The 13,425-nt window shown below is 60.2% G+C and carries 13 protein-coding genes and 1 pseudogene; 8 read left to right on the forward strand and 6 right to left on the reverse strand.

What is annotated here, in order from left to right; translation table 11 throughout:
• The first annotated feature begins 50 nt into the window (after positions 1-50).
• A complete protein-coding gene (locus ACYZTY_RS14010; protein ID WP_461958994.1) occupies positions 51-1,220 on the forward strand; it encodes an MFS transporter in 1,170 nt (389 codons plus the stop codon).
• A 3-nt stretch (positions 1,221-1,223) separates the two neighbouring features.
• Here the strand turns inward: ACYZTY_RS14010 and pssA are convergent, their stop codons facing one another.
• A complete protein-coding gene (gene pssA / locus ACYZTY_RS14015) occupies positions 1,224-2,567 on the reverse strand; it encodes a CDP-diacylglycerol--serine O-phosphatidyltransferase (RefSeq protein WP_461958995.1) in 1,344 nt (447 codons plus the stop codon).
• A 183-nt stretch (positions 2,568-2,750) separates the two neighbouring features.
• Between pssA and ACYZTY_RS14020 the strand changes: the two genes are divergently transcribed.
• Both ACYZTY_RS14020 and ACYZTY_RS14025 read left to right on the forward strand, forming a co-directional pair.
• Positions 2,751-3,314, forward strand: coding sequence for a TetR/AcrR family transcriptional regulator (locus ACYZTY_RS14020; protein ID WP_461958996.1), 564 nt, complete (start codon positions 2,751-2,753; stop codon positions 3,312-3,314).
• Between the two features lie 56 nt (positions 3,315-3,370).
• Complete coding sequence (locus ACYZTY_RS14025; RefSeq protein ID WP_461958997.1) at positions 3,371-3,847, forward strand: nuclear transport factor 2 family protein; 477 nt, start codon at positions 3,371-3,373, stop codon at positions 3,845-3,847.
• A 122-nt stretch (positions 3,848-3,969) separates the two neighbouring features.
• Here the strand turns inward: ACYZTY_RS14025 and sfnG are convergent, their stop codons facing one another.
• Positions 3,970-5,064 carry a dimethylsulfone monooxygenase SfnG gene (sfnG, locus tag ACYZTY_RS14030; RefSeq protein WP_461958998.1) on the reverse strand — a complete coding sequence of 365 codons (1,095 nt, stop codon included), beginning with the start codon at positions 5,062-5,064 and terminating at the stop codon, positions 3,970-3,972.
• A 357-nt stretch (positions 5,065-5,421) separates the two neighbouring features.
• Between sfnG and ACYZTY_RS14035 the strand changes: the two genes are divergently transcribed.
• Both ACYZTY_RS14035 and ACYZTY_RS14040 read left to right on the forward strand, forming a co-directional pair.
• Positions 5,422-6,660 carry an acyl-CoA dehydrogenase family protein gene (locus tag ACYZTY_RS14035; protein ID WP_461958999.1) on the forward strand — a complete coding sequence of 413 codons (1,239 nt, stop codon included), beginning with the start codon at positions 5,422-5,424 and terminating at the stop codon, positions 6,658-6,660.
• A gap of 207 nt (positions 6,661-6,867) precedes the next feature.
• Positions 6,868-7,647, forward strand: a complete 780-nt coding sequence (locus ACYZTY_RS14040) for a TSUP family transporter (RefSeq protein ID WP_109631768.1) — start codon at positions 6,868-6,870, stop codon at positions 7,645-7,647.
• Here the strand turns inward: ACYZTY_RS14040 and nudC are convergent.
• The 3 genes and pseudogenes from nudC to ACYZTY_RS14055 all read right to left on the reverse strand — a co-directional run.
• Positions 7,615-8,445: an NAD(+) diphosphatase gene (gene nudC / locus ACYZTY_RS14045; RefSeq protein WP_461959000.1), complete on the reverse strand. Its 831-nt coding sequence runs from the start codon at positions 8,443-8,445 to the stop codon at positions 7,615-7,617. The two genes, ACYZTY_RS14040 and nudC, sit on opposite strands and share 33 nt — an antisense overlap.
• 6 nt (positions 8,446-8,451) lie before the next feature.
• Positions 8,452-9,264: a crotonase/enoyl-CoA hydratase family protein gene (locus ACYZTY_RS14050; protein WP_461959001.1), complete on the reverse strand. Its 813-nt coding sequence runs from the start codon at positions 9,262-9,264 to the stop codon at positions 8,452-8,454.
• Between the two features lie 253 nt (positions 9,265-9,517).
• Positions 9,518-9,850 (reverse strand): annotated as a pseudogene (locus ACYZTY_RS14055) (class I SAM-dependent methyltransferase); the annotation flags it as partial.
• 221 nt (positions 9,851-10,071) lie between these two features.
• Between ACYZTY_RS14055 and ACYZTY_RS14060 the strand changes: the two are divergent.
• From ACYZTY_RS14060 to ACYZTY_RS14070, 3 genes are all read left to right on the forward strand, one after another.
• Entirely contained in the window at positions 10,072-10,602 is a 531-nt protein-coding gene (locus ACYZTY_RS14060; RefSeq protein ID WP_461959002.1) for a tetratricopeptide repeat protein, read from the forward strand.
• A 66-nt stretch (positions 10,603-10,668) separates the two neighbouring features.
• Positions 10,669-11,154 (forward strand): RNA polymerase sigma factor, encoded by a 486-nt coding sequence (locus ACYZTY_RS14065; protein ID WP_461959003.1) that lies wholly within the window; start codon positions 10,669-10,671, stop codon positions 11,152-11,154.
• On the forward strand, positions 11,151-11,918 hold the full coding sequence (locus ACYZTY_RS14070) for an anti-sigma factor family protein (RefSeq protein WP_461959004.1): 768 nt from the start codon (positions 11,151-11,153) through the stop codon (positions 11,916-11,918). Before ACYZTY_RS14065 ends, ACYZTY_RS14070 begins: the two co-directional genes overlap by 4 nt.
• Positions 11,919-12,122: 204 nt before the next feature.
• On the opposite strand, the gene ACYZTY_RS14075 is transcribed toward ACYZTY_RS14070, so the two are convergent.
• Positions 12,123-13,424 (reverse strand): ATP-binding protein, encoded by a 1,302-nt coding sequence (locus tag ACYZTY_RS14075; protein ID WP_461959005.1) that lies wholly within the window; start codon positions 13,422-13,424, stop codon positions 12,123-12,125.
• Between the last annotated feature and the right edge of the window lies 1 nt (position 13,425).

Below are 13,425 nucleotides of genomic sequence, written 5' to 3' on the forward strand. Positions count from 1 at the left end.
CTCGCGCTAACATCCCCCGCCAATAACAAAAGCTCACGGAAGACTCACCCATGACCACCCCTGCCTTCGACCTGCGCCCCCTCATGGTCGCCAACATGGCCTGTTCCATGTCGATGATGGCGTTCGTTTCCCTGATCGGGCCCATCGCCCGTGTGTTGGGCCTGGCCACCTGGCAGGCCGGGGCCGCGGTGACGGTGTCCGGAGTGATCTGGATGTTGCTCGCCCGCCCCTGGGGCCAGGCCAGCGACCGTTATGGCCGGCGACGGATCCTGCTGATTGCCACCGCCGGTTTCACCCTCGCCTACTGGGCTTTGTGCCTGTTCATCGACGCCTCGTTGCGGTTTCTGCCGTCAGCGCTTCTGGGCTTCATCGGATTGATGATCGGGCGCGGCCTGATCGGCGTGTTCTATGCGGCGATTCCGGTCGGTGGCAACGCGTTGATCGCCGACAACATCGAGCCGCAACACCGCGCCAAAGCCATGGCCGCCTTGGGCGCAGCCAACGCTTGTGGCCTGGTGATCGGCCCGGCAATCGCGGCGTTGTTGTCGCGCTTCAGCCTGAGCCTGCCGTTCTATGCCATGGCGATCTTGCCCTTACTGGCCTTCGTGGTGCTGCGCTACAAGCTAAAAGGTCAGGAACTGCACCTGCGACAAGCACCGCGCAAGGTTCATCTGAACGACCCACGACTGCGTCGGCCGATGGCGGTCGCGTTCGTGGCGATGCTGTGCGTGTCGATTGCACAGATTACTGTTGGCTTCTTCGCCCTCGACCGGCTCGGCATGAATCCGTCCGACGCCGCGCAAACCGCTGGCATCGCGCTGACCATGGTCGGTTTCGCACTGATCTGTTCGCAATTGGTGGTGCGTCGGCTCGAATGGCCGCCGCTGCGGCTGATCCGCGCGGGCGCACTGGTGGCGGCCGTGGGTTTTGCCGGCAGCATCCTGGCGGATACCGCGTGGGGGTTGTGGCTGTGCTTTTTCGTGTCGGCGGGCGGGATGGGGCTGATCTTTCCGTCGTTCGCCGCCCTGGCCGCCAACGCGGTCGACGCCTCGGAACAAGGCGCCACCGCTGGCTCGATTGGCGCCGCGCAAGGCTTTGGCGTGGTTATCGGACCGTTGGCGGCGACGTTGATCTACGACATCGAGCCGCGCCTGCCCTATCTGGTGGCCGCTGCGCTGTTGCTGCTGGTGGCGGTGTGGCCACAACCCCGGCAGCACTGAGCCTTACAGAATGCGATAGAGCAAACGCTCGATCCGCACCCGACTGACACGCTTGAGGAACTTGGCCACCGCCGCCGGGTACTCCAGCAGCGTTTCCAGGTCCTGATAACGCTGGATGCGCGTGGTGTTCTGGAAAATCTCTTCCAGTTCTTTACTGCGCGGTTCCAACAGTTCGCCTTTCGGGTCGTCGATCAGCAGCGCGTTTTCCAGATCGAGACGGAACGCCCGTGGATTGAGGTTATTACCGGTCAGTAAGGTGTAGCGCTGGTCGATCCACATGCCCTTGAGGTGATAGGTGTTGTCACCGTCCTTCCACAAATGCAGGTTCAGCTTGCCGCTGTCGATGCTGTGCTGATGGCGTTTGGCGAAGCGCCGCAGGCTGATCTCGTAGAGATACGGCAGCGCCGCGATCACCTTGAACGGCTCGCTCGGCGGGATGTAGAAGTCATTGGCGGTCTTGTCACCGACCACGATGTCGATCTTCACGCCACGGCCCAGGGCCCGGTTGATTTCCCGGGTCACCGCCAACGGCAGGTTGAAGTACGGCGTGCAGATGGTCAGCTGATGCTGGGCGCTGGCGATCAATTCGCAGATCACCCGGCTTAACGGGTTGTTCTTGCCCACGCCGAGCAACGGACTCACCGACAAACCACCCTTCGCCGTGCTGCCGGCCGTGGTGTCGTACGTCGCGTGCTTGAGGCGGCTGCGCAAATCGCCGATGTCGTTGCGCAGGCTGCGGGTGGTCGGCAGGTTCGGCAGGTCGAGGCGATGCACCGCTTTGGAGGCGACCAGACCATGCTGGATCAGGTGCTGCATGGAATCGGCCAGCGCGTGGTTCTGCAGCAGGTGATAACGGTCGTAGCGGTATTTGTCGAACTTGTGCAGGTAAACGTTGTTCAGGCTCGCGCCGCTGTAGATCACGCAGTCGTCGATTACAAAGCCTTTCAAATGCAGCACGCCAAACAGCTCACGGGTCTGCACCGGCACGCCGTACACCGGCACTTCACTTGCGTGGGTGCGGGTCGTTTCCTGATACCAGGCCGAGTTGCCCGGTTGTTTACCGGCGCCGATCAGGCCGCGCTGGGCGCGCAGCCAGTCCACCACCACGACCACGTCCAGTTGCGGACGTGCCAGTTTGGCGGCGTGCAAGGCATCAAGGATTTCCTGTCCGGCCTCGTCCTGTTGCAGGTACAGCGCGACGATATAGATGCGCTGGGTGGCACTGGCGATTTTTTCCAGCAGGCAACGACGGAACTCGGCAGCGCCGGAAAGAATGGTGACGGCATCGGCGGTCAGCGGAAAACTGCGCAGCTTAGGCAGCAGAGAGCGTTTGAAAAGCGACGGCATAGGGCTCGCAAAGGGTCAATTCCGAATAGCCCGAGAGCTTACACCATGGATCAGCTTGGGTCTTGTGAGCGTCTGTAATGACGCCTTCGCGGTGCGACGATTCGACTTGCCCGCGAAGGCGATTTAACAGACGACGAAAATATCCGCTTGACCAAGGAGAACGATCGTTCTACTGTTCGCCACATGAACGAAATCACTAGCAACGACACACGCGACATCATTCTGGATGTCACCGAAAAGTTGATCTACAAAAGTGGCATCGCTGCCACCGGGATGGATCTTCTGGTGAAAACCGCCGGCGTCTCCAGAAAAAGTATCTACCGCTACTTCGCCAACAAGGAGGAGCTGACTGTCGCCGCCCTGCAACGCCGCGACGTGCGCTGGATGCACTGGTACAAAAGCGCGGTCGACCAGGCTGAAACCCCGGCCGATCGTCTACTCAACCTGTTTACCGTGCTCAAGGCCTGGTTCGCCTCCGAAGGCTTCCGGGGCTGCGCTTTCATTAACACCAGCGGTGAAACCGGCGACCCGCAAGACCCGGTTCGCCTGGTCGCCAAAGACCATAAACAAAAGCTGCTCGACTACGTGCGCGAGCTCTGCACCGAACATGGCGCTACCGACCCGGAGAAGCTGGCCAAACAGCTGCTGATCCTGATCGACGGAGCCATTACCGTGGCGCTTGTCATGGGTGATCACAGTGCCGCCGATAATGCGCAATGCATGGCGCGAAAGTTATTGGACCTGTAACACTTGAACCAAGCCCGACAACTTGCTTGAACTTTAAATTTAGAGGGAAACTTTAAATGTCCAACACCGAAGTTCGTCCGCCATTGCCGCCCTTCACCCGTGAATCGGCCATCGAAAAAGTTCGCCTGGCCGAAGATGGCTGGAACTCCCGCGACCCGGAACGTGTGTCGCTGGCCTACACCCTGGACACCCAGTGGCGTAACCGCGCCGAGTTCGCTTACAACCGTGAAGAGGCAAAAGGTTTCCTGACTCGCAAATGGGCCAAGGAACTGGATTACCGCCTGATCAAGGAACTCTGGGCCTTTACCGATAACCGCATCGCCGTGCGTTACGCCTATGAATGGCACGACGACTCGGGCAACTGGTTCCGTTCCTACGGCAACGAAAACTGGGAGTTCGCCGAAAACGGTCTGATGGCCAACCGGTTTGCCTGCATCAACGACATGCCGATCAAGGAAAGCGACCGCAAGTTCCACTGGCCGCTGGGGCGTCGTCCGGATGATCATCCGAGCCTGTCCGACCTCGGTCTATAACCTCACCTAGATCCAACTGTAGGAGTGAGCCTGCTCGCGATGGCGTCATAAAATTCAACACCAATGTTGACTGAGAGACCGCTTTCGCGAGCAGGCTCGCTCCTACTGGGTTTTTGTGGTGTTCAGGCGACTGCGGGTTGCTGCTTAGCCGCTGCTTTTGCTTCAAGCTCGCGCACCAACGGCAACACCCGTTTGCCGAAATACTCCACCTCTTCCTGAAAGTGCAGAAACCCCGCCAACACCAAATCAACGCCCACCGCTTTCAACGCCACGATGCGCTCGGCAATCTGTCGCGGCGTGCCGATCAGGTTGGTCTTGAAACCATCGTTGTACTGCACCAGATCTTCAAACGTCGACTTGGCCCAGTTGCCCTCGCCCTCTGGCGACGCCCTGCCCGCTTGCTTCGCCGCATCACCAAAGGCATTCACCGCTTCCGGATCGGCCTGATCGATAATTTGAGCCAACACTGCCCGCGCCTCTTCTTCCGTATCCCGAGCGATGACAAACGCATTCACCCCGATTTTCACCGAATGATTGTTGGCCGCCGCCTTCACGCGAATGTCGTCGACCTGGGCCTTGATCCCTTCAGGCGTGTTGCCATTGGTGAAGTACCAGTCCGACACCCGCGCCGCCATGTCCCGCGCTGCGCGCGAACTGCCGCCCTGGAAGATTTCCGGCTGGCCCAGTGGTTTGGGCTTGAGGCTGTAGTTGTCGAAGCGGTAGAAGTCACCGCGAAAGGTGAAGTTATCCTGACTCCAGATCCCTTTGAGCGAGCGGATGAACTCCTCTGAACGACGATAGCGTTCGTCGTGTTCCAGCCAGTGTTCGCCAATCGCCTGGAATTCGCCCTTGAACCAGCCGCTGACGATGTTCACCGCCACCCGGCCGTTAGTCAGCTGATCGATGGTCGCCAGTTGCTTGGCCGCCAATGCCGGTTGCCAAGGCCCAGGCAGGATCGCCGCGATCACTTTCAGTTTGGTCGTAGCGGCCAGCAATGCATGGCTGAAGGCGACCGATTCGTGCTGGAACTCGGCACCGTAACCGGCGGTGAAACGAATCTGGGTCAGGGCGTATTCAAACCCGGCCTCTTCGGCCAGTTGCGCCAGTTTGCGGTTGTAGTCGATGCCCCAGTGGGTGCGTTGTTCGATCTTGCTGACCACCAGCCCGCCGCTGACGTTCGGCACCCAGTAGGCAAATTTGACGGCTTGCAGACTCATTGGCATGTCCTCGGGACGTTGGGTAGTCCTTGGGTCAGAGCAGCAACCGTGCCAGTGCTTGATTACGACCTGCGACACGACTGTCTCACGCCAGGTGAAATCCCTGTAGGAGCGAGCCTGCTCGCGATAGCGGTACACCCGCTTGCATAAATGTTGAATGAACTGACGCTATCGCGAGCAGGCTCACTCCTACAGGGGATCCGGGTGTGTCTGGGGCAATTTGCGGATGCGCTGTTGGTTGAGCAACAGTTGGGTAAACCTTGAAATCGTCCACGCCGCGCAAATCCTGGCTTGAAGCGCCAGGCATGGTCCGTGCAATCCCCCTTGGCATCCACTGCCGACCCAAGGAACCATCCCATGACCGAACACCAGGTAATCAATCCTCTGTCCATTGGCACTGACTATGAGGCACTGGCCTCGAGATTCCGCCCGATATTCCAGCGCATCGCTGCCGGTGCCGTCGAGCGCGAGCAGACCCGCAGCCTGCCATTCGAACCGATTCAATGGCTCAAGGAAGCCGGTTTCGGCGCTGTGCGTGTTCCGGTGGAATATGGCGGTGGCGGCGCATCGCTGCCGCAGTTGTTCGAGTTGCTGATCGAGCTGGCAGAAGCCGATTCCAACGTACCCCAGGCCCTGCGCGGGCATTTCGCCTTTGTCGAGGACCGCTTGAACTCACCGCCGGGGCCGGGTCGGGATCTGTGGTTCAAGCGCTTTGTCGACGGTGACATCGTCGGCAATGCCTGGACTGAAATCGGCAGCGTGGCGATTGGTGATGTCATCACCAAAGTGTCGCCCCACGCAGATCAGTGGCGGCTCAATGGCGAGAAGTTCTACAGCACCGGCAGCCTGTTTTCCGACTGGATCGACGTGTATGCCCAGCGCAGCGACACCGGCGGCGATGTGATTGCCGCGGTCCGCACCCGCCAGCCGGGGATCGTGCAGAGCGATGACTGGGACGGTTTCGGCCAGCGCACCACCGGCAGTGGCACCTCTCGGTTCATCGACGCTGAAGTCGACGCCGAAAACATCATCGACTTCGCCACCCGCTTCAAATACCAGACCGCGTTCTATCAGTTGGTGTTGCTGGCCACCCTGGCCGGGATCGGTCGGGCGGCGTTGCGCGACGTGGCTCATCAGGTCCGCGAGCGCAAACGCATTTACAGCCATGGCAATGCACAGCATGTCAGCCAGGATTCTCAGGTTCAGCAAGTGGTCGGTGACATCGCCGCGTGGGTGTATGCCGCCGAGGCGAGCGCTTTGAGGGCTGCACAACCGGCGCAACAGGCGTATCTGGCACGGTTCTCAGGTGATGAACAGCTGGAGCGGGCGGTGAATGTCGCGGCGGAAATCGAATCGGCCAAGGCGCAGGTCGTGGTTTCCGAGTTGATCCTGCGAGCGACCACTCAGTTGTTCAATGCGCTGGGGGCCTCGGATGTTCGCGAGGGTAAATCGCTGGACCGGCATTGGCGCAATGCGCGGACGGTGTCGTCGCACAATCCGCTGATCTACAAAGCGCGGATTGTCGGGGACTGGACGATCAACGGGAATGAGCCGCCGTTTGTGTGGCAGATCGGGAATGGGCCGCAGGTCAAGTGATGTAGTGCCCGGGAGGACGCCTTCGCGGGCAAGCCTCGCTCCTACGGGATTGTGGTGATCACAAAATGGTCGGACGACATAAATATCCTGTAGGAGCGAGGCTTGCCCGCGAAGAGGCCAGACCACTCGCCGCAAACTTTGGATATAGGTAAGATATCGGCCCTTCCCCGCAGCCCCTTGCTGCACCCCGCCGAATAAGCCGATTCCATGCCTTTCGAACTCAGCGTTGACCTCACCACCCTGGCCATTCTGGCCTTCGTCGCCTTCATTGCCGGTTTCATCGACGCCATTGCCGGCGGTGGCGGTTTGCTGACCACCCCGGCGCTGTTGACCGCCGGCCTGCCGCCGCACCTGGTGCTGGGCACCAACAAACTGAGTTCGACCTTCGGCTCCGCCACCGCCAGTTTCACCTTTTACCGGCGCAAGCTGTTCCATCCTAGGCAGTGGGTCCACGCCATCGTTGGCACCTTGGTCGGTGCGCTGACCGGTGCCGTCGTCGCGCATTACCTGCCGGCCGAATGGCTGAACAAAATGCTGCCGGTGATCGTCTTTGCCTGCGGCCTGTACCTGTTGTTCGGTGGCACGCCGAAAGCGCCGCTGGACAGCGACGCACCGATCAAGAAAAAGTGGCAATCGACCCAAGGCTTCAGCCTCGGTTTCTACGACGGTGTGGCCGGCCCGGGCACCGGCGCGTTCTGGACCGTCAGCAGTATGCTGATGTATCCCATTGACCTGGTGAAGGCCAGCGGCGTGGCGCGCAGCATGAACTTCGTCAGCAACATTGCGGCGCTGTCGGTGTTTGTGTTTTCCGGGCAGGTGGACTGGATCATCGGCCTGAGCATGGGCCTGTCGGTGATGGTCGGCGCGTTTTTCGGGGCTCGCACCGCCATCAGCGGCGGTGCGAAGTTCATTCGTCCGGTGTTCATCACCGTGGTGCTGGGTTTGACCGTGCGGTTAGCCTGGCAGCACTGGTTCAGCGTGGCCTAAGCGCCGCGCCACGTAGACGTCGATGAGGTAACGGGCAATCGAGCGTGACGCCGGCAATGGCGGCAACGCGTGAACGTTGAACCACTGGGCGTCTTCGATCTCGTCTTCCTGACAGACAATCTCGCCCCCGGCGTACTCGGCGTGAAAACCGAGCATCATCGAATGCGGGAACGGCCAGCACTGACTGCCCAGGTACTGGATATTCTTGACCTCGATCTGCACTTCCTCGCGAACCTCGCGAATCAGGCAATCCTCGGCTGACTCACCCGGCTCGGCAAACCCCGCCAATGTGCTGTACACCCCAGGCACAAAGCGCGGCGAACGCCCCAGCAGAATCTCGTCACCCCGGGTGACCAGCACAATCATGCTCGGCGAGATGCGCGGGTAATAACGCAAATCACACGGCTCGCAGTACATCGCCCGTTCACGCGGCACCTGATCGGTTGCCTGACCGCAATTGCCGCAGAAACGGTGCTCGCGATACCACGTCCCGATTTGCGCGGCGTAGCCGAGCACCTTATACACCGTGTGATCGCCCTCGAGCATGAACGCCCGCAAGCCTTTCCAGTTGCAGCCCGGCACGTCGCTATGGCTGCGCAATTCCAGCAAGTAGACCGGTTCGCCATCCAGGTGACCGATGCCATGTTCGGCAAGGATCGACAGGTCCTGACGCTTGAGCCATTCGCGAGGGAACAGCGCGCCATTGTCATCGAACAGAAAGCCTTCGGGGCTGCGAGCCACGGCCCAGCCGCCGGGTTGATCGGTGTCCAGTACTGCGGTGGTCCAGCGTGAAATCATTTTTAATCAATCCAGAAATTCGGGTTTCTGTTTGCTCATGTGGGCGGCCATGGCCACGCGCAAATCGGTGGATTGCAGCATGGCGGCGTTCCAGGTGGCGACGTATTCAAGGCCGTCGTCAATGCGGTGGTCACGCATGTAGCTGATCATCTCTTTGGTGCCGGTGACCGCAATCGGCGACTTGCTGGCGATTTCGCGGGCAATGCCCATCACACCGTCCAGCAGGCTGGCATTGTCGCTGTAAACGCGATTGACCAGGCCGATGCTGCGCGCTTCCTCGGCGCCAAAGGTGCGACCAGTGTAAGCCAGTTCACGCAGCATGCCGTCACCGATGATCCGCGGCAAGCGTTGCAAAGTGCCAACGTCGGCGGCCATGCCGATGTCGATTTCCTTGATCGAGAATTGTGCGTCCTCGGCGGCGTAACGCATGTCGCACGCGGCAATCAGGTCGATGGCACCGCCCAGGCAATAGCCCTGAATCGCTGCCAGCACGGGCTTGCGGCAATTATCGACAGCATTGAACGACGCTTGCAGGGCGAGGATCTTGCGGCGCAGCAGGCGGGCATTGCGGCCGACGTCCTTGCCCAATTCATTGGCCACCCCGGCCAGCATCATCAGGTCGATGCCGGAGGAAAAGTGCTTGCCGGCGCCGCTGAGGACCACCACCCGGGCTTCATCGGTGTCGTCGATCCACTGGAAAATCTCGATGATCTCGCTCCAGAACGCGGCGTTCATCGAATTGATCTTTTCCGGGCGGTTGATCTGCACATGGGCGATTTTATCGGCCAGTTCGACAGTGAACGCGGTGTACTGAGACATGGCAGTGATCCTTTTACCGGGCAAAAAAATGAGGTCCGGACTATAACAAGGCATTGCCTGGGGGAGTAAGGCAGCGATTCGGCCAAAAGCGGGACTGGCGTTGGATTCTCGGCTGTCTGGGCCGGCCTCATCGCGAGCAAGCTCGCTCCCACATTGGATCTGTGGCGTTCAAAAATCCCCTGTGGGAGATTCTATGGTTGAGGGGAAGCTCTCAACTGGTTTTTGGTTGATATTCTCTCTGCCCCTTCAACAGGGCGCAGACCACTACATCCACCGAGGCATCCGGCAGCGGCAAGTCCATTGCAGTGCCGCTCACCGCCAACACTTCGGGAAAAGAGGCGGACAACTTCTCAAGCATCTGCGGCACCGGCTCCACGGCAATCACCTGCGCGCCGGTCGCCACCAGTCGCCCGGTGAATTTACCGGTGCCTGCGCCCAGATCGATGACGGTTTTGTTCGCGTTTAACCCCAGCGTCTCGTTCAGCCACTCGGCCACTTGCGGCGGATAGTCCGGACGACCGCGAACATAGGTGTCGGCGCCGGTTTTATAGCCCGCAGCCGCAGAGTGATGGACCTGATCTTTCATGGCAGTACTCCCACAACGAATGTTGTCGAGCATAGCGACTGGATTTGAGCTTTCCCTGCAAAGACCGCCAGAAAGAAATGAATAATTGTTCACGCTGCAGTGTTCTCTAATCAACGCCCCATGAGAATCGCCCGTGAACAACCGCCCCCCCCATTCACCTCTACGCGATGCTGCCGGGGCGTGGTTTAAACTGAAACGAATTAACCCGTGGAGCATCGTCCATGACTCTCCGTTTTGCTGTTTTCACTGCCCCGCTGCTGCTCGCCTTTGCCTTGGCCAGCTCGCTGGCCCTGGCCAATGGCGACGATGACGCCCCGGCCAAGCCTAACTGCCCCAAAGGCCAGGTGTTCGACACCAAATCGCAGAGGTGCGTCATGCAGACCAGCAGCCTGGTCCCGGACGCCGACCGCACCGATTACGCTTATCGCCTGGCCAGGGACGGTCGTTACGAAGAAGCCCTGGCGCTGCTCGACACGCTCAAAAATCCGAATACGGCAAAGGCCCTGAACTACCGCGGCTACGCTACGCGTAAACTGGGGCGCACCGACGAAGGCATCGGTTATTACCTGCAATCGGTCAAACTCGATCCGCAGTATGCTCAAGTGCGTGAATACCTTGGCGAAGCCTACGTGATCAAAGGTCGACTGGACCTGGCGCAAGAGCAGTTGCAGCAGATCAAATCGATCTGTGGCAGCACGTGCGAGGAATACCAGGACCTGGCCGAAGCCATCACCGATTCATCGAAAACCTGACACACCGAACAGGCGGAGGTCGTTATCGCCAGCGATCAGACAATACGGGCAGAGCTGGGCCAGCATTTGGCGCGTTTATGGCGTTACGGCCTGTTGCTGTCCCGGCAACGGCATGTCGCCGAAGACCTGGTGCAAGCCACCTGCGTCCGGGCGCTTGAGCGTGCCGGGCAGTTTGTCGCCGGCACCCGCATGGACCGCTGGCTGCTGAGCATTCTGCATTCGATCTGGCTCAACGAAGTGCGCGCCCGGCGGGTGCGCCAGGGTCAGGGCCTGGTCGATGCAGAGAGCCAGTTGTCGTTTGACGGAGAATCCGCGGCGCAGACCCATGTGCTCGCCGCCCAGGTTATCCGGCGCGTCGACGCCCTGCCCGAGGCGCAGCGAGAAACGGTGTACCTGGCTTACGTTGAGGGCCTGTCGTATCGCGAGGTCGCCGAGGTGCTGCAAGTGCCCATCGGCACCGTCATGAGCCGCCTCGCCGCCGCCCGGGTGAAACTGGCCGAATACCCGCCACTGCACACGGTACCGAACCCTTTTACGGGAGTACGTCGATGAACGACCGCGCAACACCTTCGGACGAGCAACTGGTGGCGTACCTCGACGATCAACTCGATGTCGACCAGCGCGCCCGCATCGACACGGCCATTGCCGAAGATTCGACACTTAACCTGCGCCTGCAATGGCTGGCCCGCAGCAGCCTGCCGTTCAAAGAAGCCTACGACGAACTGGCTCAAAAAGCGCCCGTCGACCGCTTGCAATCAATGCTCGACACCTTGCCTTCACCTGAACGCCCGGCCATGAATCGACGCTGGTTCCTCGCCGCTGCAGCAAGCCTGGTGGTGAGCGGCGTGGTGGCGGATCGATTGTTTATGGGCTGGCAATCGAGTCAGGAAAAGAGCAACTGGCGGGGCCTGGTCGCCGACTACATGTCGCTGTACGTGCCGCAAACCCTGGAGCACCTGCCCGTCGATGAAGCTTCACAACGGGCGCAATTGCGCACCATCGACGCGCGACTGGGCCTGAGCATGACGCCTGCGCAACTGGCCCTGCCACGGTCCGAATTGAAGCGCGCGCAAATCCTTGAATACGATGGCGTACCTATCGCGCAGATTACGTATCTGGACCCGGCACATGGTCCGATTGCCTTGTGCGCTACACGTTCCAACAGCGGCAGCCGGCATTTCGCCCATGAGATTCGGCACGAGATGAATGTGGTGTATTGGGCAGACATGGAGCATGCGTGGATGCTGATCGGGCATAACCCGCGGGCGGAACTGGAGGACATGGCGAAGTTGTTGCGCAGCCGACTTAGCGCATAAGGCTGCCACTAACGTTGTAGCAGCTGTCGAGCCTGCCCTGTGGCGAGGGGATTTATCCCCGTTCGGCTGCGAAGCAGTCGTAAACCCTGCCAACTCGGTTTTACTGATGCACCGCGTTGTCTGAATTCACGACTGCTTCGCAGCCGAACGGGGATAAATCCCCTCGCCACAGGGCGCTGCTCGGCAGTTGCTACACAGAGTGCGTCAGGTTGAGGTGGGCAGCCACAACCGGAAGCGTGCGCCACCCAACGGTGAAGGCTCCACGGTCAGTGTCCCGCCCTGCGCTTCCAGCGCTCGACGACTGATCGCCAGCCCCAGACCAAACCCTCCTGTGGCCCGGTCACGGCTGCGGTCCAGCCGATAAAACGGTTCAAAGATCCGCTCCCGCTCGTCATCGGGAATGCCGATACCGTCGTCATCGACCCAGATCTCACACCCCTTCGCGCACACCTGAACGCCAATCTGAATGCGCTTCTCGCAATAGCGCATGGCATTGCGCAACAGGTTCTGAATCGCACGAGCCGTCAGGCGCGGGTCCAGCGCAAAGCGTTCAAGTAGCCCATGTAGCAACACGTCGATCACGATTTCCGGCGAATCCAGCTCTTCATCGACGCTGCCTAGAATGCTGTCGATAAACTCATCCAGCGACACTTCGACCTGTTCCGGTGACCGTGCCGGGTTCTGCAATCGGCTGTACGACAACAATTCCAGCACCAATTCATCCAGTTCCCGAATGTGCGCGACCAGCCCTAGCAACCGCTCGCGACTGGCGGCCGGCAAGTCGTCGGACAGCGCCAGGGCCAGGCCGAAATCCAGGCGCGTCAGCGGTGTACGCAGTTCGTGGGAGACGGCGTTGAGCAGATCGCGTTGCTGGTTGAGCAAGTTTTCGATATCGCCGGCCATGGTGTCGAAGACGTTGGCCAGGCTGCCGATGTTGGAATGCGGGGAAATCTGCGTGCGCTCACCGAGGTGGCCTTTGCCGAAACGCTCGGCCGCGCCTTTGAGGCGCTCCAGATCGCGCCAGTGCGGGCGCAGCCAAAGCAACAGGCAGGCGAGCATGGTCGCACCGACCAGCACGTTGATGCTCCAGTACAACAGGCTGACGTCCATCGGGTCCGGCGGCACGACCATTTGCACCACCGTTGTGTTATTCAACGGCGCCACAGCCAGAGTCCGCCAGCCCCAGTCGCCGATGCGCACGACCTTCTCGCCGCGCTGCAAACGCTCCTGCTCATCGAGGGTGAAATCAGGGTCGTCATTGCGGGTCAGGACAATGCGCAGCGGGTCGAATTCCTTGTCCATCTCGCTCGCCAACGTCAGCCACTGCGCTTCGGGCATAGCGTGGAACTGTTTGACGATAAGGGTTTGCAGCCCGCGTGAGTAATCGAGGTTGTAGGTGACAAACCGCTCATGGAAAACCTTGATCACCAGGTCCGGCACCAGATACATCGCCGCGCTGTACGAGACGATCATCACCAGATAAAGACGAAAGAGGATCCTGAACATC

The organism is Pseudomonas sp. LB1P83 (genome assembly GCF_054897885.1).

Coding starts and splice junctions, on each gene's coding strand:
- ACYZTY_RS14010 (WP_461958994.1), top strand. CDS start 51: ATGACCACCCCTGCCTTCGACCTGCGCCCCCTCATGGTCGCCAACATG.
- pssA (WP_461958995.1), bottom strand. CDS start 2,567: ATGCCGTCGCTTTTCAAACGCTCTCTGCTGCCTAAGCTGCGCAGTTTT.
- ACYZTY_RS14020 (WP_461958996.1), top strand. CDS start 2,751: ATGAACGAAATCACTAGCAACGACACACGCGACATCATTCTGGATGTC.
- ACYZTY_RS14025 (WP_461958997.1), top strand. CDS start 3,371: ATGTCCAACACCGAAGTTCGTCCGCCATTGCCGCCCTTCACCCGTGAA.
- sfnG (WP_461958998.1), bottom strand. CDS start 5,064: ATGAGTCTGCAAGCCGTCAAATTTGCCTACTGGGTGCCGAACGTCAGC.
- ACYZTY_RS14035 (WP_461958999.1), top strand. CDS start 5,422: ATGACCGAACACCAGGTAATCAATCCTCTGTCCATTGGCACTGACTAT.
- ACYZTY_RS14040 (WP_109631768.1), top strand. CDS start 6,868: ATGCCTTTCGAACTCAGCGTTGACCTCACCACCCTGGCCATTCTGGCC.
- nudC (WP_461959000.1), bottom strand. CDS start 8,445: ATGATTTCACGCTGGACCACCGCAGTACTGGACACCGATCAACCCGGC.
- ACYZTY_RS14050 (WP_461959001.1), bottom strand. CDS start 9,264: ATGTCTCAGTACACCGCGTTCACTGTCGAACTGGCCGATAAAATCGCC.
- ACYZTY_RS14060 (WP_461959002.1), top strand. CDS start 10,072: ATGACTCTCCGTTTTGCTGTTTTCACTGCCCCGCTGCTGCTCGCCTTT.
- ACYZTY_RS14070 (WP_461959004.1), top strand. CDS start 11,151: ATGAACGACCGCGCAACACCTTCGGACGAGCAACTGGTGGCGTACCTC.
- ACYZTY_RS14075 (WP_461959005.1), bottom strand. CDS start 13,424: ATGTTCAGGATCCTCTTTCGTCTTTATCTGGTGATGATCGTCTCGTAC.